This window comes from Kosakonia oryzendophytica (genome assembly GCF_900094925.1).
GTDB classification, from domain to species: domain Bacteria; phylum Pseudomonadota; class Gammaproteobacteria; order Enterobacterales; family Enterobacteriaceae; genus Kosakonia; species Kosakonia oryzendophytica.
Genome location: NZ_FMAY01000010.1, coordinates 137,891 through 163,794, shown reverse-complemented (window position 1 = coordinate 163,794; position 25,904 = coordinate 137,891). Strand labels below are relative to the sequence as shown.

Genomic DNA, 25,904 nt, shown 5'->3' with positions numbered 1-25,904 from the left:
GATGACTCCTCAGCTTTGCGCCACTTTTCGGGGGATAAACTCATTCGCCACCGTCTCGCCCTGAAGCGGCAACGATTGCGGTTGCGGGATCTGCGGGATAGCGACATCGAGGTGTGGGAACAACAGTTCGCCCACCCGATACGCCTCTTCCAGATGCGGATAACCAGAAAGAATAAAACTGTCTATTCCCAGTGCCGCATACTCGTTAATGCGCGCCGCTACTGTTGGGCCGTCGCCCACCAGCGCCGTTCCTGCGCCGCCGCGCACCAGGCCTGGGCCAGCCCACAAATTGGGGCTGATTTCCAGGTTATCGCGTTGACCGTTATGCAGTGCCGCCATACGTTGCTGGCCGACGGAGTCCTGGCGTGCAAATGCCGCCTGCGCTTTGGCAATGGTGTCGTCATCCAGATGCGAGATGAGGTTGTTTGCTGCTTGCCAGGCTTCCGCAGTGGTTTCACGCACGATCACATGCAGGCGAATGCCGAAGCGAACGCGGCGCCCGTGAGCGGCTGCTTTGGCGCGCACCTGGGCAATTTTCTCTTTTACCTGTTCAGGGGGCTCGCCCCAGGTCAGATAGAGATCGACTTGTTCCGCGGCCAGATCTTGCGCCACATCTGATGACCCCCCGAAATAGAGCGGCGGGCGCGGTTGCTGAACGGGGGGGAAAAATAACTTCGCGCCGCGCACATGAACATGTTTGCCCTGGAAATCGACCGTCTCGCCTTCCAGCAGGCGTCGCCAGACATGGGTGAATTCCGATGATGCTGCGTAACGCTCGGTATGATCAAGAAATACACCGTCCCCTGCCAGTTCCTGCGGATCGCTGCCAGTCACGAGGTTAAACAATGCCCGGCCGTTAGACAGGCGATCCAGTGTGGCGGCCTGGCGGGCGGCGACGGTGACGGAGGTGACGCTTGGGCGCAGGGCGACGAGGAATTTCAGACGTTGCGTGACCGGGATCAGGGAGGCGGCCACCAGCCAGGCATCTTCGCAGGAGCGTCCGGTTGGGATCAGTACACCGCTAAATCCCAGACGGTCCGCCGCTTGGGCAATCTGTTGTAAATAGGCATGATCCACTGCCCGGGAGCCGTAATCGGTCCCCAGGTAGTGACCGTCACCGTGGGTAGGCAAAAACCAGAACAGATTCAGGCTCATAACTTGGCTCCTTCTTGGGTTGGCTGCCAGATGCGGGTACGGATATCCACTTTCTTCGGTAGCAGGTGGTTGGCATAAAACAGATCGGCCGTTTGCTGTTGCAGCGCGGCGATGGCATCGTTTACCGGTCCGATTTTGGTCGGGGGGCGATGATCAAAGTAAGTCGCGATAACGGGCTGTGGTAACCCCATCGTTTTTGCCAGCAGTGCGACACTTTCGTCACGGTGGCTGATGGTGAGTGCATCCGCTTCACTAAAGGTGTCCAGTACCCCCTGGATAAAGGCGCCATTCTTCTCTGCGTAGGGGCGTGCCGCTAAATAGAAAGAGCCGGTCTGTTTCAGCGTGGTGCCATCTTTTAATACCCGCACGCCGCCTTGTAACAGAGCCGCGGAATAGTACGGATCCCAGATGGCCCAGGCGTCGACATTCCCCTGTTGGAAGGCTGCGCGGGCATCGGCCGGCGTCAGGAAGACAGGTTGAATATCTGTAAACTTCAGTCCGGCTTCTTGCAGGGCGCGCAGCAGCAAGTTATGGGAGCTGGACCCCTTCTGCAGAGCCACTTTATGCCCTTTCAGATCGGCAACCGTTTTAATGGCACTGTTTTCCGCCACAAGGATCACTTCTGCTTTCGGCTTAGGGGGTTCTACGCCGACATAAACCAGATCCGCACCAGCAGCTTGGGCAAAAATCGGTGGAATATCGCCAGTGCTGCCAATATCAATGCTGCCGACGTTGAGTGCCTCCAGCATCTGCGGGCCTGCCGGGAATTCCACCCAGGATACTTTGGTGTTCGGGTAACGTTTTTCCAGCAATTCATGGCTTTTCGCCAGCACCATACTGACACTGCCTTTCTGATAGCCGATGCGTAACCCATCCGGCGCAGGTTCGGCGGCATGTACCCAACCGGACACGGTCAGCAGTCCTCCGATCACCAGCCACTGTGCGCGATGTTTGAAAGCGTTAAACATGAGCGACTCCCTGTGTCGTATGGAAATCGGGAGCCTGAATGTCGCGGCGGTGCAGCGCCTGCCAGAAGGTTTCCAGTGCGCTATCAAGACGGGTTTGCAGATTGGGACTCAGGCTGGGTTTATGCTGGTAGTCCAGTACCTGACTGTCGTCAGCAAAAACGCCATGCAGGATCTCTTGCGCTTTGAGCGCGCTGAGAACAGGCTTCAGGGCGTAATCCACCGCCAGCATATGCGCCACGGTTCCGCCGGTCGCCAGCGGTAAAACCACCTTGCCTTCCAGTGCGCGTTCGGGAAGCAAATCCAGCAGCGTTTTCAGGGCGCCGGAAAAGGAGGCTTTATAAATGGGGGTAGCGACAATCAATCCGTCCGCGCTTTTCAACTGCTCAATAAGCGTTTGTAAAGCCGGGCTATCAAAGTTAGCGTACAGCAGATCTTCTGGCGCGAAGTTATGTAAGTGCCAGTGGCAGACCTCGATATCCCGGGCGCTCAGACGCTCACGAGCATACTCCAGCAGTGCACTGGAGCGGGACGGGAAGCGCGGACTTCCGGCGAGAGTGACAACGCGCATAGTAGCTCCTTATAACTAATTGTTTGCTTTTAAGTAACATTCATAACAATTTAAAGCAGTGTGACAGAGGCGATTTATTCCACTAAATGATTTATTTGAAGAAAAATTGCCAAAAATTGCATAAAGCGGAGGGGGAAGGGAAAACGATTGCGCCAAATCAGCTTTTTTTGCCGCAGGTCAATTCCATTTGCCGGGGGTTTCGCAGATAATACGCCCCCGGTTTGCACACCGGGAATCCAGGAGAGTTCATGTACTATCCCTTCGTTCGTAAAGCCCTTTTCCAGCTCGATCCAGAGCGCGCTCATGAATTAACATTTCAACAATTACGCCGTGTCACGGGCACACCGCTGGAAGCGCTTGTCCGCCAGCGTGTACCGGAGAAACCGGTAAAATGTATGGGGCTGACCTTTAAGAATCCGCTTGGACTGGCGGCAGGTCTGGATAAAAACGGCGAATGCATTGATGCACTTGGGGCGATGGGGTTCGGCTCCATCGAAATCGGCACCGTGACGCCTCGTCCACAGCCGGGCAATGACAAACCGAGGATCTTCCGTCTGGTAGATGCCGAAGGTTTGATCAACCGGATGGGCTTTAATAATCTCGGTGTTGATAACCTGGTCGAGAATGTTAAGAAAGCGCATTTTGACGGTGTACTCGGTATCAATATTGGCAAAAATAAAGATACGCCAGTCGAGCAGGGCAAAGATGACTACCTGATTTGTATGGAGAAAATCTATGCTTATGCAGGTTATATCGCGATTAATATCTCGTCGCCGAATACGCCGGGGTTACGTACCCTGCAATATGGCGAAGCGCTGGATGATCTGCTTTCGGCAATTAAAAATAAGCAAAACGATCTACAGAATCGCCACCATAAATATGTACCGGTAGCGGTGAAGATCGCACCGGATCTTTCGCAAGAAGAATTGATCCAGGTGGCGGACAGTTTAGTTCGCCACAATATTGACGGCGTTATCGCTACCAATACGACGCTGGATAGATCCCTCGTGCAGGGAATGAAACATTGTGATGAAACCGGTGGTTTAAGTGGCCGTCCATTACAATTAAAAAGTACTGAAATAATTCGCCGTCTGTCTCAGGAATTACAGGGTCAGTTACCTATTATCGGTGTCGGCGGCATTGACTCGGTGATCGCCGCTCGGGAAAAAGTGGCCGCAGGCGCAACACTGGTGCAAATTTATTCTGGCTTTATTTTTAAAGGCCCGCCACTGATTAAAGAAATTGTCACCCATATCTAATCTTTTTTCCTTTTCCTGAACCACCAGGGCTTTATTTCCCGCCCTGGTTGTTTTATATTCCGTCACTGTTGCTAATTTAAACATTTTAGTCTTTCATTATTAGGGTAATAACCGAGGCGGCAAAAAGGATGAAAAAGTAACAGGATGTTTATGGGGACGGGAGAGGAAAATGCGAATTAAACCTGACGACAATTGGCGCTGGTATTTTGATGGCGAGCATGACCGTATGATGCTCGACTTAGCCAACGGCATGTTATTTCGTTCGCGCTTTGCCGGTAAAATGCTGACACCGGATGCTTTTTCGCCCTCAGGTTTTTGTGTCGACGATGCGGCTCTCTATTTCTCTTTTGATGAAAAATGCCGCGATCTCGATTTGTCCAATGAGCAACGTGCAGAGCTGGTGCTCAATGCATTGGTCGCCATTCGCTTCCTGAAACCGCAAATGCCGAAAAGCTGGCACTTTTTATCTCACGGCGAACTTTGGTCGCCTGCGACGGGAGAAGGGGCCTGCGTCTGGCTGAGTGACACGCAGGAGTGCGTCAATTTGCTGGTGGTGGAACCGGGTGAAAACGCAACGCTCTGTCTGCTGGCGCAGCCTGGCGTGGTCATTGCCGGTCGTACGATGCAGCTTGGCGATGCGATCAAAATCATGAACGATCGCCTGAAGCCGCACACGCACGCCGTTGGCATTCGCTATGAACAGGCGGTTTAAGCCTCCAGCCGCAGTGATGTCTTCGGTATACAGCTACAGCAGAGAATCGAACCATCCTGCGCGACCGCCGATTTTTTCATGGCGCTGACGTCACCTTCCACTAACCGTATCCGGCAACAGCCGCAGACTCCCGCCCGACAGGAGTAGGGTACGCGAATCCCCTGATTTTCAAGCTGTTCCAGCAGCACTTGCTGGTTGTTACCGCGAAACGTCTGCCCCTGCCAACTGATATCCACTGCGCCTTCCGGCAGGACTTCTGGTGACAATGTTTCCGCCACGGCACCGGCACCGTAAATTTTAGCCGGAGCGGTAGCCAGAATGGTAACCTCATCACCCACCCGGATCACACCGCTGTTGCGGGCAATCATGTTCTGCCCAAAATCCACGTCGCCATTGTCCTGCGCGGTACGGAACCCTTGCAGCGTCGTTAATGGCTCGCCGGTAGGGTGTTTTTGACCCTTTTCCGGGCTGACAGTCGTAAACACGCAGCGGCTGCACGGTTTGACCACATCAAAAATCACATCGCCAATGCGCACCACTTTCCAGTTGTCTTCTTCCCACGCCTGCGCGCCCGTCACCACCAGGTTGGGACGGAATTGCTCCATTTTGACGCTGGCCGGGCAGCGTTGTTGTAAATCACGCAGTGAAGCTTCGTTGGTGAGCAAATAAGGGAAGCCATCCGCAAAGGATAATGGGACATCTTCGTGACGCTTTACCCGGCGGGTCAGCGTCGATCCCACCCAGCGAAGCTGGACATCACGCGAGAAAAAGTGGCTCAGCCAGCGGTTAATCTCATCGGGCGCAACCTGTGCGGTAAAATGGTTACCCCAGACTTCCGTTGGGGCGGCGTCGGGCGCAAAATCAGCAAAGCGGATCACTGCGCTGCTGCCGTCCGGTGCGGTCAGATGCAGACCATCCGTCAGCGGTGATGGCGTAAAGCGCACCATCTGCGGAAACTGGCGGGCAGTAATAAAGGTGCCATCGGGTTGGGTGATCATAAAAATGCGATCAAACGAGAGACCGCTAATGTCGGCTAATGCATGCGTCAGACCAATGCCGCGCATGGATTTCACCGGATGGATAAAAAGACGTGAAAGAGTCGGCACGTCTTGCCCCCTGTCAGACGAAAATTAGCCCTCAACTTTATGACATGAACGCCAGATTAGCTATAATGCGCAACAATTTTCGTTGAGTATAAGTGACATTATGATTTCTCTGTTTGCCAGTACGGCCCGTGGGCTGGAAGAGCTGTTAAAAACTGAACTGGAAAAACTCGGTGCTGTAGAGTGCCGTGTTGTTCAGGGTGGTGTCCATTTTGAAGGTGACACACGGCTCCTGTACCAGAGCCTGATGTGGAGTCGTCTGGCTTCGCGCATTATGCTGCCACTCGGAGAATGCAAGGTGTATAGCGACCTTGATCTTTACCTGGGCGTGCAGGCGATTAACTGGACAGAGATTTTTAACCCGGGCGCGACCTTCGCGGTGCATTTCAGTGGGCTGAATGATGAGATCCGCAACAGCCAGTACGGCGCGTTGAAAGTGAAAGACGCCATCGTCGACAGCTTTACCCGTAAAAATCTTCCGCGTCCGAATGTTGAGCGTGACATGCCGGATTTACGCATTAATGTCTGGCTGAATCAGGACACCGCGAATATCTCTCTTGACTTGAGCGGCGAAGGCTTGCACTTACGCGGCTACCGCGATCGCACTGGTATGGCGCCAATTAAAGAAAATCTCGCGGCGGCGATTGTGATGCGTTCCGGCTGGCTGCCGGGCACGCCGTTGCTGGATCCGATGTGCGGCTCCGGCACATTGCTGATTGAAGCGGCGATGGCGGCAACCGATCGCGCGCCGGGTCTGCATCGCGGTCATTGGGGTTTTAGCGGCTGGGCACAGCACGATGACGTGTTGTGGCAAGAAGTGAAAGCCGAGGCGCAAACCCGCGCCCGTCAGGGGATTGCCGGTTATGAATCCCGTTTCTATGGCTCCGACAACGACGCGCGCGTGGTCGAAATCGCCCGTAAAAACGCCCGTCGCGCCGGGGTGGGTGAACTGATCACCTTTGAGGCGAAAGATGTCGCACAACTGAGTAATCCGCTGCCGAAAGGCCCGTACGGTACGGTCATCAGCAACCCGCCCTACGGTGAGCGTCTCGAAAGCGAACCGGCGCTGATTGCGCTGCACAGTCTGCTGGGGCGCTTGCTGAAAGCGCAGTTCGGCGGCTGGAACCTGTCGCTGTTCAGTGCGTCGGTCGATTTGCTCAATTGCCTACAGCTGCGTGCAGAGCGCCAGTTCAAAGCCAAGAATGGCCCGCTGGATTGCGTGCAGAAAAACTACCATCTGGCGGAAAATACCGGCGAAGCGAAAGCCCCGGCGATGGCGGAAGATTACGCTAACCGCTTGCGCAAGAACCTGAAAAAACTGGAGAAGTGGGCGCGCCAGGAGGGTATCGAATGTTACCGTCTGTACGATGCCGATTTACCCGACTACAACGTGGCGGTCGATCGCTACGCGGATTGGGTGGTGGTGCAGGAGTACGCACCGCCGAAAACCGTGGATGCGCAGAAAGCGCGTCAGCGCCTGTTCGATATTATCGCTGCCACCATTCAGGTACTCGGTATTGCGCCGAATAAACTGGTACTGAAAACCCGTGAGCGGCAGAAAGGCAACAACCAGTATCAGAAGATGAACGAGAAGGGCGACTTTATGGAAGTGAGCGAATATAACGCTCGTCTGTGGGTCAACCTGACGGATTATCTGGATACCGGCCTGTTCCTCGACCACCGCATTGCTCGCCGTATGCTGGGCCAGATGAGTAAGGGTAAGGATTTCCTGAACCTCTTCTCTTATACCGGTAGCGCCAGCGTACATGCAGGTTTAGGTGGCGCACGTTCCACCACCACCGTGGATATGTCCCGCACTTACCTTGAGTGGGCGGAACGCAACTTGCGCCTCAACGGTCTGAGCGGTCGTGCGCATCGTCTGATTCAGGCGGACTGCCTTGGCTGGCTGCGCGATACTGACGAGCAGTTTGATCTGATCTTTATCGATCCGCCGACCTTTTCGAACTCAAAACGCATGGAAGACTCGTTTGATGTGCAGCGCGACCATATGCGCCTGATGCAGGATCTGAAACGCCTGCTGCGCAAGGACGGCACAATTATGTTTTCCAATAACAAACGCGGTTTCCGTATGGATCTCGACGGGCTGGCGAAACTGGGGCTGAAAGCACAAGAAATCACCCAAAAAACGCAGTCGCAGGACTTTGCCCGCAACCGTCAAATCCATAACTGCTGGCTGATTACCGCAGCCTGAAAGGATAAATAAATGTCATTGATCAGTATGCATGGCGCGTGGCTGTCGTTCAGCGATGCGCCGCTCCTCGATAATGCAGAGCTGCATATCGAAGAAAACGAACGCGTGTGCCTGGTAGGGCGCAACGGGGCGGGTAAATCAACGCTGATGAAGATCCTCAACCGGGAAGTCAACCTGGATGATGGACGCATCGTCTATGAGCAGGATTTAGTGGTGGCGCGTCTGCAACAGGATCCGCCGCGCAACGTCACCGGCAGCGTATACGACTTTGTCGCTGAGGGCATTGAAGAGCAGGCGGAATACCTCAAGCGTTATCACGATATTTCGCATCTGGTGATGAGCGATCCAAGCGACAAAAACCTTGCCGAACTGGCGCGGGTACAGGAGCTGCTGGATCATCACGGTTTGTGGCAGTTGGAAAACCGCATTAACGAGGTGCTGGCGCAGCTGGGTCTGACTGCGGACATGGCGCTTTCCTCGTTGTCCGGCGGCTGGTTGCGTAAAGCCGCGTTAGGTCGCGCGCTGGTTAGCGCCCCGCGTGTACTGCTACTTGATGAACCGACGAACCACCTGGATATCGAAACCATCGACTGGCTGGAAGGGTTCCTGAAATCGTTTGGCGGCACTATCATCTTTATTTCCCATGACCGCTCATTTATCCGCAATATGGCGACGCGCATTGTCGACCTCGACCGCGGCAAGCTGGTCTCTTACCCTGGCGATTATGACCAATATCTGCTGGATAAAGAAGAAGCGCTGCGCGTGGAAGATCTGCAAAATGCTGAGTTTGACCGCAAGCTGGCACAGGAAGAAGTTTGGATCCGTCAGGGCATCAAAGCGCGTCGTACCCGAAACGAAGGCCGCGTTCGTGCGCTGAAAGCGATGCGTCGTGAGCGTAGCGAGCGCCGGGAAGTGATGGGCAGTGCGAAAATGCAGGTGGAAGAAGCTTCCCGCTCCGGCAAGATCGTCTTTGAGATGGAAAACGTCAACTACGGGGTTGAGGGAAAGGTGCTGGTGCGCGATTTCTCTACGCAGGTCCAGCGGGGCGACAAAATTGCCCTCATCGGCCCTAACGGCTGTGGTAAGACGACATTGCTGAAACTGATGCTGGGCCAGTTGCAGGCGGATAGTGGTCGCGTGCATGTGGGCACCAAGCTGGAAGTGGCGTACTTTGATCAACACCGTGCGGAACTGGATCCGGAAAAAACGGTGATGGACAACCTGGCCGAGGGCAAACAGGAAGTCATGGTCAACGGTAAACCGCGCCATATTTTGGGTTATTTGCAGGACTTCCTGTTCCATCCAAAACGGGCGATGACGCCAGTACGTGCACTTTCCGGTGGGGAGCGTAACCGCCTGTTGCTGGCACGTTTGTTCCTGAAACCCAGTAACCTGCTGATCCTCGATGAACCGACCAACGATCTGGATGTTGAAACACTGGAACTGCTGGAAGAGTTGATCGACAGCTATCAGGGCACTGTGCTGCTGGTTAGCCACGATCGCCAGTTTGTGGATAATACCGTGACCGAATGTTGGATCTTCGAAGGTGAAGGGCGCATTGGCCAGTATGTTGGCGGTTATCACGATGCGCGCGGTCAGCAGTCTGCTTCACAAGCGCAAAAACAGGCCGCCGTGAAAAAAAATACGGAAGCGGCGGTCGCCAAAGCAGAAACTGTCAAACGAAGCACCAACAAACTAAGCTATAACCTGCAGCGTGAGCTGGAACAACTGCCCCAGAAGCTGGAACAGCTGGAAGCTGCGCTGGAATCTCTGCAGGCGCAGGTGGCGGATGCCGCCTTCTTTAGTCAGCCGCATGATCATACGCAGAAAGTCTTAGCTGATATGGCTTCGGCGGAGCAGGCGCTGGAAGACGCGTTTGAACGCTGGGAGTATCTGGAGGCTCTGAAAAACGGCGCATAAAAGGGAGCCTGTATGTGTGAACACCACCACGCCACTCGTCACATCCTCTGTTCACAATGTGACATGCTGGTGGCGTTGCCACCGTTGCAGCACGGGCATAAAGCTACTTGCCCGCGCTGTGGCTCAACACTGACGACCGAGTGGGACGCGCCGCGGCAGCGTCCTACTGCCTATGCCATCGTGGCCTTGTTCATGCTGTTGCTCTCAAACCTCTTTCCCTTCGTCAATATGAAAGTGGCCGGTGTGACCAGCGAAGTAACGTTGCTGGAAATTCCCCGGGTGATGTTTTCTGAGGATTACGCCAGTCTTGGCACTTTCTTCTTGTTGTTTGTTCAGCTAGTCCCGGCATTTTGCCTGGTGACTATCTTGTTGCTGGTCAACCGCGTGCCGATGGATTTTCGCCTGAAAATTGGTCTGGCGAGGATCCTGTTTCAACTGAAAAGCTGGGGAATGGCGGAGATCTTCCTGGCGGGCGTGTTGGTGAGCTTCGTGAAGCTGATGGCCTATGGTGATGTGGGCATCGGCAGTAGCTTTATTCCATGGTGTCTGTTTTGCCTGTTACAGTTACGGGCCTTTCAGTGTGTTGACCGCCACTGGCTATGGGACGACATCGCGCCGGCTCCAAAACCTGCGCAGACGCTGCATATCGGGGTGCCGGGGATCCGCCAGGGGCTACGCTCATGTCCGTGCTGTACGGCGATTGTTGCGATTGATCAACCGGTTTGCCCGCGCTGCCATACGCGCGGGCAGGCCAGACGGCGAAACAGTATCCAGTGGACGCTGGCGCTGCTGGTCACTTCCATTCTGCTCTACCTGCCGGCGAATATTCTTCCCATTATGGTGACGGATCTGCTGGGGGATCGTATGCCGTCCACGATCCTTGCTGGGGTGATTTTACTCTGGAGTGAGGGGTCGTACCCGGTGGCACTGGTGATCTTTATCGCCAGTATTATGGTGCCGACGTTGAAAATGATCGGTATCGCCTGGCTATGCATCGATGCGAAAGGGCATGGCAAGCGCGATTGCGAGCGAATGCACATTATTTATGAGGTGGTCGAGTTTGTTGGGCGCTGGTCGATGATCGATGTGTTTGTTATTGCCGTACTCTCCGCGTTGGTGCGTATGGGGGGGTTGATGAATATCTACCCTGCAATGGGTGCGCTAATGTTTGCGCTGGTCGTAATTATCACGATGTTTGCGGCAATGACTTTCGATCCCCGATTGACCTGGGATCGTGAACCGCTAACGCGCCATGAGGAGTCGTTAGAGCATGGAGAATAAAAGTGGGGAAGCCAACGTGCAAAAGGTAAGAAACTGGTCGCCGGTGTGGATTTTCCCGATTGTGACCGCGCTGGTTGGCGCGTGGATCCTCTTTTATCATTACAGTCATCAGGGCCCGGAAGTGACGCTGATCACCACCAATGCAGAAGGCATTGTCGGTGGTAAGACCACCATTAAAAGCCGCAGCGTGGATGTCGGTGTGGTGGAAAGCACGACGCTGACCGATGATTTAACCCATGTCGAAATCAAAGCGCGGCTTAACGCCGGAATGGAAAAGCTGCTGCACGATGATTCCGTCTTTTGGGTGGTGAAGCCGCAGGTTGGCCGTGAAGGGATCAGTGGGCTGGGAACCCTGCTTTCGGGTGCCTATATTGAATTACAACCGGGTAATAAAGGTAATCAACCCGAGCGCTACAATTTGCTGGATTCGCCGCCGCTGGCACCGCCGGATGCGAAAGGCATCCGGGTGATCCTCGACAGCAATAAAGCCGGGCAATTAACCCCCGGGGATCCGGTGCTGTTTCGTGGCTACCGCGTCGGCTCGGTTGAAACCAGCACCTTCGATACACAAAAACGTACGATGAGTTATCAGCTTTTTATCAATGCTCCTAACGACAGGCTGGTGACCAGTAATGTGCGTTTCTGGAAGGACAGTGGTATAGCGGTGGATCTCACCTCGGCGGGCATGCGGGTAGAAATGGGGTCACTGGCGACGCTATTCGGTGGTGGCGTGAGCTTTGATGTGCCGGAAGGTGTCGATTTAGGTCAGCCCGTTGGTGAAAAAACGGCGTTTACCCTGTATGACGATCAGCGCAGCATTCAGGAGTCGCTCTATACCGATCACATTGATTACCTGATGTTCTTTAAAGACTCTATTCGTGGTTTGCAACCCGGCGCCCCCGTTGAGTTCCGTGGCATTCGTTTAGGGACCGTCAGCAAGGTGCCGTTCTTTACCGCAGGCATGCGTCAGGCGTTAAACGATGATTACCGGATACCGATTTTGATCCGTATTGAACCGGGGCGGTTAATTAACCAGCTTGGTGAAGATCCGGATATGAGCGCGCACCTTAACGAGTTGCTTAAACGTGGCCTGCGCGGCTCGCTGAAAACCGGCAACATTGTAACCGGCGCATTGTATGTGGATCTCGATTTTTACAACAACGTCCCTGCGGTTAGCGGGATGCGTGAATTTGCCGGTTATCAGATTATCCCGACGGTGAGCGGTGGTCTGGCTCAAATCCAGCAGCGTTTGATGGACACGCTGGATAAGATCAACAATCTGCCGCTGAATCCGATGATCGAACAGGCGACCAGTACGTTGTCGGAGAGCCAGCAAACGCTTAAACGCTTGCAGACGACGCTGGATAATCTCAATAAGCTGACGGCCAGCCAGTCAATGCAACAATTACCGGCGGATATGCAAACGACATTGCGGGAACTGAACCGCAGCATGCAGGGCTTCCAACCCGGGTCTGCCGCGTATAACAAGATGGTGGCAGACATGCAGCGTCTTGACCAGGTGCTGCGTGAACTACAACCGGTGCTGAAAACGCTTAATGATAAGAGCAACGCGCTGGTGTTCGAAGCGAAAGGGAAAGCCGATCCGCAGCCGAAGAGGGCAAAACAATGAGAAAAAGCATACTGACCGGCATTGTCATGCTGTTGGCTGCCTGTAGCAGTACGGGGGATAACAAAAGCTACTATCAGTTACCTTCACCCGCGCAGATGGCGGTCAAAACCAGCACCGGGCAGAGCCAGGGAAACCGCCAGCTCTGGGTTGAGCAGGTGTCTGTACCGGATTACCTGGCCGGTAACGGCGTGGTTTACCAAACCACCGATGTGCAGTATGTCATTGCCAATAATAATCTCTGGGCCAGCCCGCTCGATCAGCAACTGCGTAATACGCTGGTGGCAAATTTAAGCAATCAGTTACCGGGATGGGTTGTTGCATCACAACCGTTGGGCAGCGAGCAGGATACGCTGAACGTCACTGTTACGGGTTTTCATGGACGTTATGACGGTCGGGTTATTATCGCCGGTGAGTGGCTGCTTAAGCATCAGGGGAGGCTGATCAAGCGATCGTTTCATATTGAGCTGAAACAGCAGCAGGACGGGTATGATGAAATGGTTAAAATGCTGGCGCAGGGATGGCAGCAGGAAGCGACCAGTATGGCAAATGAGTTAAATCGTCTGCCATAACAAAATATAATGGCTAAAAAATCCGTCAGATGCGAAAGCGCTGGCGGTTTTTTTTTGTGTTCACTCAGACCATTACTTGTGCTTGTTCACATTTTTTGTACAAATGAACTTTTGTGTAGCTCACAATTATGACACTGGCGTGAATTTTGCGCATTGACGACCCGGTCTATTCAAGGTATTCGTAACTTGTGGTTGCACACTTAGTGACCACTGTTTTCTTTTCCACCAGATCAAATAATGAGGGAAACGAGGCATGAAGAGACAAAAACGAGATCGCCTGGAACGGGCACATCAACGTGGTTATCAGGCTGGTATTACCGGACGCCCAAAAGAAATGTGTCCGTACCAAACCCTGAATCAAAGGTCCGAGTGGCTGGGAGGCTGGCGGCAAGCCATGGAGGACAGGGCCGTAATTGCCTGATTCTGTCTCTTTAAAAAAGAAACCTCCGCATTGCGGAGGTTTCGCCTGTATCAGGGCTGTAAAGCCCGCTCTCATGTGAAATCAGAAAGCAGAGGTGTCCTGGAACAGACCGACTTTCAAATCGTTTGCAGTATAGATAACGCGACCGTCGACCAGCACTTCGCCATCTGCCAGACCCATAATCAAACGGCGATTAACAATACGCTTGAAGTGGATGCGGTAGGTAACGAGTTTGGCTGTCGGCAGGATCTGACCGGTAAATTTCACTTCGCCCACACCCAGCGCGCGGCCTTTACCTTCGCCGCCCAACCAGCCCAGATAGAAGCCAACCAACTGCCACATTGCATCCAGACCTAAACAGCCCGGCATCACTGGATCGCCAATAAAATGGCAGCCAAAGAACCACAGGTCGGGATTGATATCCAGTTCAGCTTCGACATAGCCTTTATCAAAGTTGCCGCCGGTCTCCGTCATTTTGACCACACGGTCCATCATCAGCATGCTCGGGGCCGGCAATTGCGGGCCTTTTGCACCAAACAGTTCGCCGCGACCAGAGGCAAGAAGATCTTCTTTAGTATAGGATTCGCGTTTATCTACCATGTTCTCAGTAAGCCTTATATGTAGTTTCGGACGCAGGATAGCTAACACGTGTACGCTGAACAAGTCCGATCAGTTTTGCGAAAACCAATTTAACCAGCGAAGCGGCCATGGAAAGCGATGACGTGCATCTTGCTGCGTTGCCTGGGCAATGCGTTCCTGAATGACTTGCTTGAGGTTATTCTGCCCCTCAGCATCCCATGTCAGGCCCGTTAATAAGGGTAGTGCATCCATTACATCGTCTACTGCCCAGATGAAAAATTGGTTTGCCTGAAGGGCATCTAACAGATTCTGGTGCAGACACAAGTGGCGCACATTTGCCGCCGGGATAATTACACCTTGTTTGCCCGTCAGTTCACGCTGCTGGCAGATGGCAAAAAATCCTTCAATCTTTTCATTCAGGCCACCGACAGGTTGTGCGCGACCGAATTGATCCACTGAACCCGTAATCGCAATGTTCTGATTGAGTGGGACTTCCGCCAGCGCACTGATTAATGCGCACAACTCCGCCATTGAAGCGCTATCGCCGTCAACTTCACTGTAGGATTGTTCAAAGGTCAACGACGCGGAGAAGGGGATTTGCTGTTCCAGTTCCAGTTCTGCCATCAGAAACGCTTGCATGATCATCATGCCTTTCGCATGGATGTTGCCGCCGAGTTCTGCTTTGCGTTCAATATCGTTGAACTCACCATCGCCAATATGTACAACACAGCTGATGCGTGAAGGTTCACCAAAGGCGCGCGGGTGACCCGGGAATTCAATGACCGACAGGGCATTAATTTGACCTACTTGCGCACCTTCCGTTTCGATGAGGATCTGCTCCAGCAAAATCTCATCTTGCATGCGTTCGGCAAGGAAACCCTCCCGCCATTCGCGCTGAGCGAGCATCGCTTGTAACTCTTCACCGCGGAAGGTGTCACCGGTGGACATTGCCGCGACCTCACGTAGCTGACGGGTGAGCCATAGTGGGCACAGTGGCAATGTTTCCTGATCGCCGGTATAACGCACCGCTTCACGGATCAATGTCTGCCATGCGTCTGTGGCCGGGCAGGGGAGTTGTGCGCTGCGCGCGGTTTGTTCAACCCAATGACGCCATACCGCCATCGTTTCGGCATCAGCGATCTGCAGCGTTTCTTCATACTCGCTGTAAATTGCCTGGCTTGCGAGCTCTGGCTCCATTTCCTGAAACTCTGCCAGCGATTCGCGTTCACCCACCAGGATGACTTTCAGGTCGAGCGGCATGGATGGCACAATCACCGGCAGTGGACGGGATTCATCAAAGGAAACCCAGTCAAAACGCCGCTGCGTTACCATGGCTTTCAGGCGCATCCAGAGCAGTGGCTGGGCTAATAGCGTGCGCAGGGAGATAATCAGAATGCCGCCGTTTGCCTGGTGCACCAAACCTGGTTGCAGGGTGATTTGGTTATTGAATTGCCGCAGGCAGCCGAACAATTGTTCTGCTTCTACCCAATCAGCAAAGACCGCTGCTTTACTGCCAACGAAATCTGACTGAGCATCCACAGATGCATCAAAGCGTACGGTTGAATCATTTATATGATATTGACCGCCAACAAGCGGGCGTTCTTCGGGAATAAGTTCTTCGGTCGCGCTGGTAATAAGCTCAAGATACTCGATCTCTTCCGGCGCTTTAGCCAGTAAAAAGCGTGACGTTGCCAGCGGATAGAGCAGTTGCTCGAGCGCATATTGTAATCGGGGTTGTGTATCGGCCAGTGAGAAATCAGTCTCACGCGCTAATTCGGACGATTCAAATACTTCCCGATAGCTTTCGGTATCAGGAACCACGTCGTTCCAATCAAGTTTTGTAATGGTCAAAGTCGTTTTTTTAGTCTGATGTAAAAGGCGGGATTATACCGTAAACGCTGACGTAGCACACGGATTACGCGCTTTTGGCACAGGAACGTTGATTGCAACTCGCAAAGGGTGATTTCTTTTCAGCAGAGCCGACAAAAACTGATATTCTGAATTGAGTTACACGGTAACATTGGGATCGCAATGAAATATCAACAACTGGAAAATCTCGAAAGCGGCTGGAAGTGGAAGTATCTGGTTAAGAAGCATCGTGAAGGAGAGCTTATCACGCGCTATATCGAAGCCAGTGCAGCAAAAGATGCCGTCGATGTATTGTTGACCCTCGAAAATGAACCGGTACTGGTTAACAGTTGGATTGCGCAGCATATGAACCCGGCTCTGGTCAACAGGATGAAGCAGACCATCCGTGCCCGACGTAAGCGGCATTTCAATGCTGAACATCAGCATACGCGCAAGAAATCTATCGACCTGGAATTTGTAGTCTGGCAGCGGTTAGCCGGATTAGCGCAACGGCGAGGAAAAACGCTTTCGGAAACCATTGTGCAGTTGATTGAGGATGCGGAGCATAAAGAGAAGTATGCTTCTCAGATGTCAACATTGAAGCATGACCTGAAGGCGCTACTCGGGAAAGAATAACGAGTCCTTTGTTTATTCCGCCAGTGTACGGAAAATAAAAAACCCCGCACACTGGCGGGGTTTTTTCATAGACGTAAACTTAAGCCTGCGGCTGAGTTACAACGTCTTTGATGCCTTTAACTTCGATCTCAACGCGACGATCCGGACCCAGGCAATCGATCAGCGCAGGACGCGCTTTCACGTTGTCACAGGTGCTGCCGGTAACCGGCTGGGATTTGCCCATGCCACGTGCGGAGATTTTGTTAGCCGGGATACCTTTAGATACCAGGTAATCAACAACGGACTGAGCACGTTTCTCAGACAGACCCTGGTTGTAAGCGTCAGAACCGATACGGTCTGTGAAGCCCAGAACCACTACGGAGCCATCTTTCGGATCCAAGTTGCTCAGCTGGCTGTACAGCTGATCCAGCGCCTGCTGACCTTCCGGTTTCAGGGTTGCTTTGTTGAAGTTGAACAGAACGTCAGACTTCAGAGTGAAGTGTTTGGTCTGTACTTCCGGAGCCGGAGCTGGTGCCGGAGCTGCAACTACCGGTGCAGCTTCTTCCTGCTGGCCGAAACGGTAGGAAACACCTACGCTCAGCAGACCGTTGTCCGGACGACCACCAACGGTGTTTGCATCACCGATGTTGTTGGTCCATTGGTATTCCAGACGGGTAGCGATATCGCGGGTAACTGCCCACTCAACACCACCTGCGAATACAGGGGAAACACCGGTGTCATGATCTTTGAAGCCCAGGTTGTTCTGAGCGTCTGCACGCCAAACCATACCACCCAGACGGGTGTAAACATCCAGATCATCAGTGATCGGGTAACCCAGTTTAGCGGTCAGTTGAACGCCCTGAGCTTTGAAAGCACCGTTCACAGTGTCGCCTTTGTACGGCATACGGCCTAACCAGTCGTAGCCCATTTCAAAGCCAACATACGGGTTAACCTGATAACCACCGAACGCACCAGCACCTAATTGGCTTTCGTGAGTCGGGCCATCGTTAGGGATCTGGTTGTTACCAACATCGTGGAACTGAGACCAGCCCAGTTTAGCACCTGTGTACCAGGTGTTATCTTTCGGAGCGGCCTGCGCTACGGTAGCGAAGCCAGCCAGTGCCACTGCAATTGCGATAGCTGTCTTTTTCATTTTTTGCGCCTCGTTATCATCCAAAAATCGCCATGGGAATCTCTAAGAGAAGCCACGGTTAAATCCTTCACCGGGGGCGTTGCTCACTAATAACTCAGGAGATATCTTTATCGATATCTTTGGCTTATGCCGAGCACCCCTGGCGATGTAAAGTCTACAACGTAGTTGGAAACTTACAAGTGTGAACTCCGTCAGGCATATGAAAAAAAAGACTTTGTGTACACATTATTTAACATTTTTGACTACGCTTTAGGCGATGTCGTTAGCCTGCGAAGCGCGCCACGCAGGCTTTGTCGCTGTATTTGACTGATAAATTGGTCATGCCAGTGATTCTTAAAAAACATACCAGGATAAATCTTAAATTTACTCAATGATACAAATTAGAGTGAATTTTTATCCCTGAAAGCTGTCTCGCACCCAGAGAATCATGGCGTAACGGGCGCATAACGAAGCCTGTTGCGTTGCCTTCCTCTGCTGCCATTGCCAGTCGGTGGTGCTCTTCTTCCGTCAGTTCTTCCGCATGCCAGCCAATTACCACGCTATAATTGCCGGTGCGCAATGCACGGATCATGGACTCCAGCGTCACGCCAGGCGACAGTTGGTTGATTTGCATAACCTTGGTAAGAGGTAAGCCGACAGATTGTACCCACGCACGGCTCAGTTTCTGCTGCGGCGTGAGCCATAGCTGCCAGCGTGATTGCTGCCCGAGCTGTTGCAGCAGGGGAAGTAAAAGAAGTTGCGCCATCATAGGCTGGTCTTCACGATAGACAACCTCGGTAATCAGCCCCGCAGCGGCGTCGGTGGAGTCAGCGCGATTTGCTGTGCTGAGTGTGGAAGCCAATTTTGTTGAACGATTAGCATAACCTGAAGTGTACATAATCAATCCAGCCCTGTGGTTACTGTATAAACATACAGTAGCGTTTGAGCGTTCAAAGATCAACCTCATTTTCTGAAAGTAACTCGCATTTTTGCTCAGTCCCCGCCGCGTTACGTAAAATTTTCTTGCTGTCCCGTCCTCAGTTGCCTATGTTCCTGATTAACGGATCCGATAATAATGTTATTGTTGTTACTACGTGATTTTTAAAGGAATAATCATGGAAGACATATCACATCAACGGATCTATCAGTCATGCGAATGGCTCGCACCTCTTGGGGATATTTGTTATCGCGCCCATTTTGGTGGTTACAGTTTGTCGGTAGACAAAACGGTTTTTGCAATGGTTGCTGGCGGAGAACTTTATCTGCGCGCATGTGAAGAAAGTGCACATTATACCGTCACCAGGCAGGCTCCCATGCTGATGTTCAATAAGCGTGGCCGTCGGGTTTCGTTAAATTACTACTTCGTGGATGAACGTTTGTGGGGCGATCGCGCATTATTGCTGGAGCTTTCCGCATTTTCACTCAGCGCAGCGAAAAGGGAGAAAATAGAGCGAACAACTCGGTTGCGCCTGCGCGATCTGCCTAATCTTACTTTCCAGCTTGAGGCTCTGTTGCATGATGCCGGGGTGCTGGATGCGCATACGCTTCGTTTACTTGGCGCGAAAGCATGTTGGCTCAGATTAAGAAAAATGAATCAGCAGCTCAGCGTTAAAGTTCTCTTCGCCCTTGAAGGTGCCATTATTGGCCTTCATGAAGCCGCACTCCCGGCGAACAAACGCCAGGAGTTGCTGGAGTGGTTTAATGAACTGGTAACAAAGGGGAATAAGCCATACTAAGCGATTTGCCGTTTCAGACGGCACACTTCCGGCAGTAAAGCGATGAGTAATCCAATTTGCTGAAGCACCAGTGGCTCTTTGCTGTCCGGACGTGGTTCCAGATGTTTAATCCTTTGTGATAAGTCGGCGAGTGCTTCCTGCACGCGTCCCTCACTGGCAGGGAGGTGGTGCAGGGCGTCGTCGACATAACACACGGCATCATCAAGCAGGCGCAAAATATCGGGCTGCGTGAGTCGTTCACGGTGTGCACCCAATGCTGATATGTAGCTGGTAAAACTGTGGTTCAGACACAACAATCGGAAGGCTGCGTCGCGAAGTTCCGGGGACGCACCAGGTTCGGTGGACATGTTCGATACAACAGAAGCCAGTTCTGCATCGCGGTTGTAGGCATTCCGGCGGGCAATGCGGTAAGCCAGGCGGTTATCTCGTCCTTGATGATACTGCTCAAGAATAGCATCGAGGTAACGGCAATTGGCGTCAAATGCCTGTTCCGTAACGCGTGATAAATGGCGAAAACGCCAGTCGGGCCAGATAAAACTCACTGCTGCCCAGGCGATGGCACATCCGATAAAGGTATCGATAATACGTGGAATCGCAACTTCGAAACCTTCTCCCAGCAGGTTAAAACATAGCAATACCAACAGGGTGATAAACATTGTCGCGTGTGCATACTGGACAGTGCGGAAGGCAAAAAACAGCACGCCAGTGATAACGATTAATATTAATTGTCCTTCATGGGAAGGAACAAAATAGAGGACAGGTAAACCAATAGCGACCCCCACCAGCGTGCCAATTACGCGCAAAGTCAGGCGATGGCGTGTGGCATTGTAGTTCGGTTGGCACACAAAAAGGCTGGTGAGCAGGATCCAGTAACCATGCTGTAGCCCGGTGATTTGGATAAACGCATAACCAATACATAGCACCACAGACATGCGTACAGCATGACGAAATAATGCTGATTCTGGCGATAAATTGTTGCGTATCCGCAGCCAGATATCGCTGAAGCCGCTCAGACTGTCATCGGCGAGCTGGTTTTCGGTGTCGCTTGCTGACAACGGTTGTGGTTGACCGGATTCAATACTTGCCAGTTGTGCATCAATGGCGCGTAAATTGTCCAACAAAAAGCCGAGCGCTTTCATATGCTCAGGCGATGTCGCGCCATTGACGCGAATACGATCCAGCGCAGCATTCAGGTGCACGAATGCCCGTTCGAAACGGGTATCATGTTGATAGGGCACGCGCAGCAAAATTGCTCGGGAAAGCTGAGCACAGGCCTGAGATTGCATCGACAACAGTCGCTGAAAGCGAAACATAACATCGCTATAGCGAAAGTGTTCACGTAGCGTTTCATACTGAATATGCGACGAACTGGCGCGTTCGTGGATGTCCTGCGCGGCGAAATAATAATGGAGCGTCTGGCGCGTGCTGCGCTGCCCGCGGTCTCCACGTAGCCGGGTGAGAAGCGTCGCTTTAGTTTGGTTCAGCGTTGTCACCAGTTGACCGTTGGCCAGTGCGAGATCGTACAAAGGCGCCTGGCTTTCATCCTCAATATCCGGGTCAAACAACCGTGATTTTAACTCCAGATAGTGCGCCAGCCCTTCATAACAACGTGACAGATTGTCCTGTAGCGCGCGAATCGGGAAGACCAGATGGCCGACCAGAGTCAACACGTTAAACCAGATGGCGCCTGCCAGCAGCAGTAGGGGTTGCTGATACCATTGATCAAACAGCGAGATCCCCAGCATGGTATAGACCGCAATGAGCAACGCGCCGAAGGCGATGGTGGCATAACGTTGGCCAAGTCCGCCCAGCAAAATAAAACCAATCGTTGAGCTGACCAGACCAATGGCAAACAGCCATGGCCATGGAAAGAGCAATTCGACTGACGCTGAGGCGATAAAAAAGCAAATCAACGTAATGCTGAGGTTACGCAGACGTCCGGTGAGACGATCATCCAGATCCGCCAGCGCTGCTGCGACAACGCCGAGCGTCAACGGAATCGTCAGTTTTACCTCACCAAGCATCCAGGGCAACGCCGCGGTTCCGCAAAGGGCGATAAAAATCCTGACGTTATAAAGCCAGGCACTGTTCCATGTGTAGCGACGAATAAGGGGGCTCAACATAGTGAATGGCAATCCAGTTACTGAAAACGACGGCGAGCATTGGCTTCGCGTGCGGCACGGGCTGTTTCGACAGAGACCACACGGCGGCCAACCGGCCACAGGGCAATGGCGGCTATCTTAAAATTCGCTACGCCAACGGGAATGCCGATAATGGTCAGACACTGTGTAATCCCGGCGACAATGTGCATGACGCACAGCCACCAGCCAAAGAGCACAAACCAGATGATATTAAGTACGGTACCGCCTGCGTTAAAGAGCGCGTTTTTGCTTTCGGGAGCCAGTTCGTCAACATGGATCGCTTCATTTCCCCAAGGTACCAGGGAGAGTTTAGTAATTTCCCAACAGGAGCGTGTCAGCGGCAGAGTGATAATCAGCACCATACTCACCAGTGTGGCCAGCAGCCAGCCTAATGTGGTGGCAAAACCACCAAGCACAAAGTTCAGAATATTCAGAACGGTACGCATAAAACCTCGGTGTAATACGGTGAACAACATGTCCTGGCAATTGTAACGATTTTTTGGACTGGAGCACCAATTCTCTGGCAGGTAAACTGGCAATTATTGTCACAAGCTGAGAACAATAAGACATGGAACTGAAAGCGACCTCCCTGGGAAAACGTCTGGCGCAGCACCCTTATGATCGTGCGGTGATCCTTAACGCTGGCGTGAAAGTCGCAGGCGATCGACATGAATACCTTATTCCTTTCAATCAGCTATTGGCAATCGAATGCAAACGTGGGCTGGTATGGGGAGAGATGGAGTTTTTGCTTGCTGACAAGAAAGTTGTGCGTCTCCATGGTACCGAGTGGAGCGAAACCCAGCGTTTTTATCACCACCTGAATGAGCGCTGGAATAACTGGAGCAAGGAGATGAGCGAGGTTGCAGCAGGTGTGTTATCTGAGCAATTGGCACTGATTGCCGGGCGCATAGAGCAAAAAAAATGGCTGACGCGCAAGCAAATTAGCGGCCTCCAACAACAGTTGCAGCAGGCATTTACAGCATTGCCCGTGCCTACCAGCCGTCTACATGAGTTTGATAATTGCCGTGAGCTTTGGCAGCAGTGTCAGGCATGGCTTAATGACATTGAGGGACGCCGTACACAGCATAATCAAGCCTATACCGACGCTATGTTGACGGAATATGCAGCCTTTTTTGAACAGGTTGAAACCTCGCCGCTGAATCCGGCGCAGGCACGCGCCGTAGTTAACGGGGAACACGCATTGCTGGTGCTTGCCGGCGCGGGAAGCGGTAAAACCTCGGTGCTGGTGGCAAGGGCTGGCTGGTTGTTAGCGCGGGGTGAGGCCGCGCCTGAGCAGATCCTGTTGCTGGCTTTTGGTCGTCAGGCGGCCCAGGAAATGGATGACCGTATTCGTGAGCGGCTGTATACCGAGGAGATCACTGCCCGGACTTTCCATGCGCTGGCGCTGCATATTATCCAGCAAGGGAGCAAAAAAGTGCCGCAAGTCAGTGAACTCGAAAGTGATACACCGGCGAGGCTGGCGCTCCTGACTGAAGCCTGGTGTTCCCAATGCAGTGAAAAGAAAGCACAAGCAAAAGGATGGCGGCAATGGCTGGAAGAGGAGATGGAGTGGAACGTCCCGGAGGGTAATTTCTGGGAAAATGCTGCGTTGCAGCGGCGCATTGCTCCCCGTCTGGATCGCTGGATTGGCTTAATGCGTATGCAGGGGGGCACCCAGTCGGAGATGATTGCCAGCGCACCGGAAGAGGTTCGGGATCTATTTAGCAAGCGTATCAAACTGATGGCTCCGTTGTTGAAAGCCTGGAAAACAGCGTTAAAAGAGGAGAATGCTGTCGATTTTTCCGGGCTGATCCACCAGGCGATACATGTGCTGGATAAAGGAAAATTTATTAGTCCCTGGAAACATATTCTGGTGGATGAGTTCCAGGATATTTCGCCGCAACGTGCGGCGTTACTGGCAGCACTGCGTAAGCAGAATTCCCAGACCACACTCTTTGCCGTCGGGGATGACTGGCAGGCGATTTACCGTTTCAGTGGCGCACAGCTCTCACTGACGACGGCATTCCATGATTATTTTGGTGAGGGCGATCTTTGCGCACTCGACACCACATACCGTTTCAATACGCGCATTGGCGACGTTGCTAATCGCTTCATTCAGCAAAACCCGTGGCAACTCGCAAAACCACTGAACAGCCTGACGGCTGGAGATAAGCATGCTGTTACGCTACTGGCGCAAGACCAGTTGGATGCCTTGCTGGACAAGCTCAGCGGTTATGCCACGCCGGAAGATCGTATTCTGCTCCTGGCCCGTTATCACCACGGTAAACCCGAGAGTCTGGACAAGGCGGCGACGCGTTGGCCGAAATTGCAGATCGATTTTATGACAATTCATGCCAGCAAGGGCCAGCAGGCAGATTATGTAATAGTCCTGGGGTTGCAGGATGGGCAGGACGGTTTTCCCGCTCCGGCTCGAGAGTCAATTATGGAGCAGGCGCTGCTGCCGCAACCCGAGGATTTCCCTGATGCAGAGGAGCGCAGATTGTTATATGTGGCGTTGACCCGCGCGCGTAAGCGCGTCTGGTTGTTATTTGATAAAGAGAACCCATCGAGGTTTGTCGACATCCTTAAATCCCTGGATGTGCCGCAGGCGAGAAAACCCTGACAGTAGGCGGCGATATGCCGCCTGCTTTTACTTCAGCCGTTCGGAAAGATAGCGTTGATAATCCGGGATCAGAATATCCACACTGGTATTGAATTGTGGGGACTCAATAATAAAGTCAGCAGTAGATAAGTTGGTTGCCACCGGAATATTCCATACCGTTGCGAGGCGCAGCAGCGCTTTGACATCGGGGTCGTGTGGCACGGCGTTGAGCGGATCCCAGAAGAAAATCAGGACGTCGATTTTCCCTTCGGAAATCAGTGCGCCAACCTGTTGATCGCCGCCCATTGGGCCGCTCAGCATGGCATTGACGTCCAGTCCTGTTGCGCGCTGGATCAAATTACCGGTGGTGCCTGTTGCATATAGCTGGTGGTTGGCTAACACGGGTTGATGTCTTTCTACCCATTTCATCAACATCTGTTTGCAGTGATCGTGTGCAACGAGCGCAATATGCTTACGCACGGGTAGGGTGCGAGTCGTTAATTCCATAATCCATTTCCGTCAGTGATTTTTGCTACAGATTACTGGAAGCGCCTGATGCTTCAAGAGAAGCCGCTAAAAAAATATGAAAATGGTTGAGTTCGCCAGTTTGATTTACACTTTGTGAAATCGCCCGGAGGAAACCATGAAAGAAACCGATATTGCCGATATTCTACAATCAACTCAGACCATTGCGTTGGTAGGGGCGAGCGACAAGCCCGATCGTCCGAGCTACCGCGTGATGAAGTATCTGTTGGATCAGGGGTATCACGTGATCCCCGTGTCGCCAAAAGTAGCTGGCAGTACGCTATTAGGTCAGAAAGGGTATGCAACGTTGGCAGATGTACCGGAAAAAATTGATATGGTGGATGTTTTCCGTAACTCTGAGGCCGCATGGGAAGTCGCACAGGATGCTATCGCTGTAGGAGCCAAAACGTTGTGGATGCAATTGGGCGTTATAAATGAACAAGCCGCTGTACTGGCTCGCGAAGCGGGCTTAAGTGTGGTAATGGATCGCTGCCCGGCCATCGAAATACCACGACTCGGCCTTGCCAAATAAAAACACCCCGCGCAGGCGGGGTGTTATCAGTTACGCAGGCGAGGCGCCTGAAGTTGCTTACGGATCGTGCGTGCCAGCTCATCCATTGAAGGCTGTTCCGGATGTTCATCGGTCACTTCGCTGGTGAGCTGAGCCTCGGCCAGATAAGTATGCACAGGCTGACCATCATCGTCTTCCATCACCACATGATACCAGGGCAGTACACGCAACTCATCATTCACCGCAAGCTCATCGGCGGATGGCTCATCAAGAGAATATTCGGGGTCGATATCGACCACTACGCCAAGATAGCCCAACAGAGAGTGGCGAACCTGCTGGCCAATACCGAATTTGCTGGCAATCATTGTCACCTCCCGGGAACCCTACATACCCTTGTATATGCGGGCGAGGTTCCAA

24 protein-coding genes are annotated in these 25,904 nt (G+C 52.8%); 12 read left to right on the top strand and 12 right to left on the bottom strand.

The window, feature by feature from the left end; genetic code table 11:
• Positions 1–9: 9 nt before the first annotated feature.
• From ssuD to ssuE, 3 genes are read right to left on the bottom strand one after another with little or no spacing between them, the layout of a single operon-like run.
• Complete coding sequence (gene ssuD, locus GA0061071_RS17215; protein WP_061494699.1) at positions 10–1,155, bottom strand: FMNH2-dependent alkanesulfonate monooxygenase; 1,146 nt, start codon at positions 1,153–1,155, stop codon at positions 10–12.
• On the bottom strand, positions 1,152–2,123 hold the full coding sequence (locus GA0061071_RS17210; protein WP_061494700.1) for a sulfonate ABC transporter substrate-binding protein: 972 nt from the start codon (positions 2,121–2,123) through the stop codon (positions 1,152–1,154). Before GA0061071_RS17210 ends, ssuD begins: the two co-directional genes overlap by 4 nt.
• Complete coding sequence (gene ssuE, locus GA0061071_RS17205) at positions 2,116–2,691, bottom strand: NADPH-dependent FMN reductase (protein WP_061494701.1); 576 nt, start codon at positions 2,689–2,691, stop codon at positions 2,116–2,118. The genes GA0061071_RS17210 and ssuE overlap by 8 nt, the downstream gene beginning before the upstream one ends.
• A 248-nt stretch (positions 2,692–2,939) precedes the next feature.
• On the opposite strand from ssuE, the gene pyrD reads away from it, so the two are divergent.
• Positions 2,940–3,950, top strand: coding sequence for a quinone-dependent dihydroorotate dehydrogenase (pyrD, locus tag GA0061071_RS17200; protein WP_061494702.1), 1,011 nt, complete (start codon positions 2,940–2,942; stop codon positions 3,948–3,950).
• 169 nt (positions 3,951–4,119) lie between these two features.
• On the top strand, positions 4,120–4,662 hold the full coding sequence (zapC, locus tag GA0061071_RS17195) for a cell division protein ZapC (RefSeq protein ID WP_061494703.1): 543 nt from the start codon (positions 4,120–4,122) through the stop codon (positions 4,660–4,662).
• On the opposite strand, the gene GA0061071_RS17190 is transcribed toward zapC, so the two are convergent.
• On the bottom strand, positions 4,659–5,768 hold the full coding sequence (locus tag GA0061071_RS17190) for a YcbX family protein (protein WP_088236579.1): 1,110 nt from the start codon (positions 5,766–5,768) through the stop codon (positions 4,659–4,661). The genes zapC and GA0061071_RS17190 overlap by 4 nt on opposite strands.
• A 100-nt stretch (positions 5,769–5,868) precedes the next feature.
• Between GA0061071_RS17190 and rlmKL the strand changes: the two genes are divergently transcribed.
• From rlmKL to rmf, 6 genes are all read left to right on the top strand, one after another.
• Positions 5,869–7,977, top strand: coding sequence for a bifunctional 23S rRNA (guanine(2069)-N(7))-methyltransferase RlmK/23S rRNA (guanine(2445)-N(2))-methyltransferase RlmL (gene rlmKL, locus GA0061071_RS17185; RefSeq protein ID WP_088236578.1), 2,109 nt, complete (start codon positions 5,869–5,871; stop codon positions 7,975–7,977).
• A 12-nt stretch (positions 7,978–7,989) separates the two neighbouring features.
• Complete coding sequence (locus tag GA0061071_RS17180) at positions 7,990–9,897, top strand: ABC transporter ATP-binding protein (RefSeq protein ID WP_088236577.1); 1,908 nt, start codon at positions 7,990–7,992, stop codon at positions 9,895–9,897.
• Between the two features lie 12 nt (positions 9,898–9,909).
• On the top strand, positions 9,910–11,178 hold the full coding sequence (pqiA, locus tag GA0061071_RS17175) for a membrane integrity-associated transporter subunit PqiA (protein ID WP_061494707.1): 1,269 nt from the start codon (positions 9,910–9,912) through the stop codon (positions 11,176–11,178).
• Positions 11,168–12,808: an intermembrane transport protein PqiB gene (gene pqiB / locus GA0061071_RS17170; protein WP_061494708.1), complete on the top strand. Its 1,641-nt coding sequence runs from the start codon at positions 11,168–11,170 to the stop codon at positions 12,806–12,808. The genes pqiA and pqiB overlap by 11 nt, the downstream gene beginning before the upstream one ends.
• Positions 12,805–13,377, top strand: a complete 573-nt coding sequence (gene pqiC / locus GA0061071_RS17165) for a membrane integrity-associated transporter subunit PqiC (RefSeq protein WP_088236576.1) — start codon at positions 12,805–12,807, stop codon at positions 13,375–13,377. Before pqiB ends, pqiC begins: the two co-directional genes overlap by 4 nt.
• A gap of 253 nt (positions 13,378–13,630) precedes the next feature.
• A complete protein-coding gene (gene rmf / locus GA0061071_RS17160; RefSeq protein ID WP_071889965.1) occupies positions 13,631–13,798 on the top strand; it encodes a ribosome modulation factor in 168 nt (55 codons plus the stop codon).
• Positions 13,799–13,879: 81 nt separating this feature from the next.
• Here rmf and fabA read toward each other — a convergent pair whose 3' ends face one another.
• Entirely contained in the window at positions 13,880–14,398 is a 519-nt protein-coding gene (fabA, locus tag GA0061071_RS17155; RefSeq protein ID WP_061494710.1) for a bifunctional 3-hydroxydecanoyl-ACP dehydratase/trans-2-decenoyl-ACP isomerase, read from the bottom strand.
• 69 nt (positions 14,399–14,467) lie between these two features.
• Positions 14,468–16,228 (bottom strand): AAA family ATPase, encoded by a 1,761-nt coding sequence (locus GA0061071_RS17150; protein WP_061494711.1) that lies wholly within the window; start codon positions 16,226–16,228, stop codon positions 14,468–14,470.
• 180 nt (positions 16,229–16,408) lie between these two features.
• Here GA0061071_RS17150 and matP point away from each other — a divergent pair, with 180 nt between their 5' ends.
• Positions 16,409–16,861, top strand: coding sequence for a macrodomain Ter protein MatP (gene matP / locus GA0061071_RS17145; RefSeq protein WP_061494712.1), 453 nt, complete (start codon positions 16,409–16,411; stop codon positions 16,859–16,861).
• A 79-nt stretch (positions 16,862–16,940) separates the two neighbouring features.
• Here matP and ompA read toward each other — a convergent pair whose 3' ends face one another.
• Both ompA and sulA read right to left on the bottom strand, forming a co-directional pair.
• Positions 16,941–17,993: a porin OmpA gene (gene ompA / locus GA0061071_RS17140; RefSeq protein ID WP_088236575.1), complete on the bottom strand. Its 1,053-nt coding sequence runs from the start codon at positions 17,991–17,993 to the stop codon at positions 16,941–16,943.
• Positions 17,994–18,360: 367 nt separating this feature from the next.
• Complete coding sequence (gene sulA, locus GA0061071_RS17135; protein ID WP_061494714.1) at positions 18,361–18,870, bottom strand: SOS-induced cell division inhibitor SulA; 510 nt, start codon at positions 18,868–18,870, stop codon at positions 18,361–18,363.
• Between the two features lie 217 nt (positions 18,871–19,087).
• On the opposite strand from sulA, the gene GA0061071_RS17130 reads away from it, so the two are divergent.
• Complete coding sequence (locus GA0061071_RS17130) at positions 19,088–19,708, top strand: TfoX/Sxy family DNA transformation protein (RefSeq protein ID WP_061494715.1); 621 nt, start codon at positions 19,088–19,090, stop codon at positions 19,706–19,708.
• On the opposite strand, the gene yccS is transcribed toward GA0061071_RS17130, so the two are convergent.
• Positions 19,705–21,831: a YccS family putative transporter gene (yccS, locus tag GA0061071_RS17125; protein WP_088236574.1), complete on the bottom strand. Its 2,127-nt coding sequence runs from the start codon at positions 21,829–21,831 to the stop codon at positions 19,705–19,707. The two genes, GA0061071_RS17130 and yccS, sit on opposite strands and share 4 nt — an antisense overlap.
• A 17-nt stretch (positions 21,832–21,848) precedes the next feature.
• Positions 21,849–22,295: a YccF domain-containing protein gene (locus GA0061071_RS17120; protein WP_061494717.1), complete on the bottom strand. Its 447-nt coding sequence runs from the start codon at positions 22,293–22,295 to the stop codon at positions 21,849–21,851.
• Positions 22,296–22,417: 122 nt separating this feature from the next.
• Between GA0061071_RS17120 and helD the strand changes: the two genes are divergently transcribed.
• Positions 22,418–24,472 carry a DNA helicase IV gene (gene helD, locus GA0061071_RS17115; protein ID WP_088236573.1) on the top strand — a complete coding sequence of 685 codons (2,055 nt, stop codon included), beginning with the start codon at positions 22,418–22,420 and terminating at the stop codon, positions 24,470–24,472.
• A gap of 27 nt (positions 24,473–24,499) precedes the next feature.
• Here the strand turns inward: helD and mgsA are convergent, their stop codons facing one another.
• Positions 24,500–24,958, bottom strand: a complete 459-nt coding sequence (gene mgsA, locus GA0061071_RS17110; RefSeq protein WP_061494719.1) for a methylglyoxal synthase — start codon at positions 24,956–24,958, stop codon at positions 24,500–24,502.
• Positions 24,959–25,094: 136 nt separating this feature from the next.
• Between mgsA and GA0061071_RS17105 the strand changes: the two genes are divergently transcribed.
• Positions 25,095–25,508, top strand: a complete 414-nt coding sequence (locus GA0061071_RS17105) for a CoA-binding protein (RefSeq protein ID WP_061494720.1) — start codon at positions 25,095–25,097, stop codon at positions 25,506–25,508.
• Positions 25,509–25,534: 26 nt separating this feature from the next.
• Here GA0061071_RS17105 and hspQ read toward each other — a convergent pair whose 3' ends face one another.
• A complete protein-coding gene (hspQ, locus tag GA0061071_RS17100; RefSeq protein WP_061494721.1) occupies positions 25,535–25,852 on the bottom strand; it encodes a heat shock protein HspQ in 318 nt (105 codons plus the stop codon).
• Between the last annotated feature and the right edge of the window lie 52 nt (positions 25,853–25,904).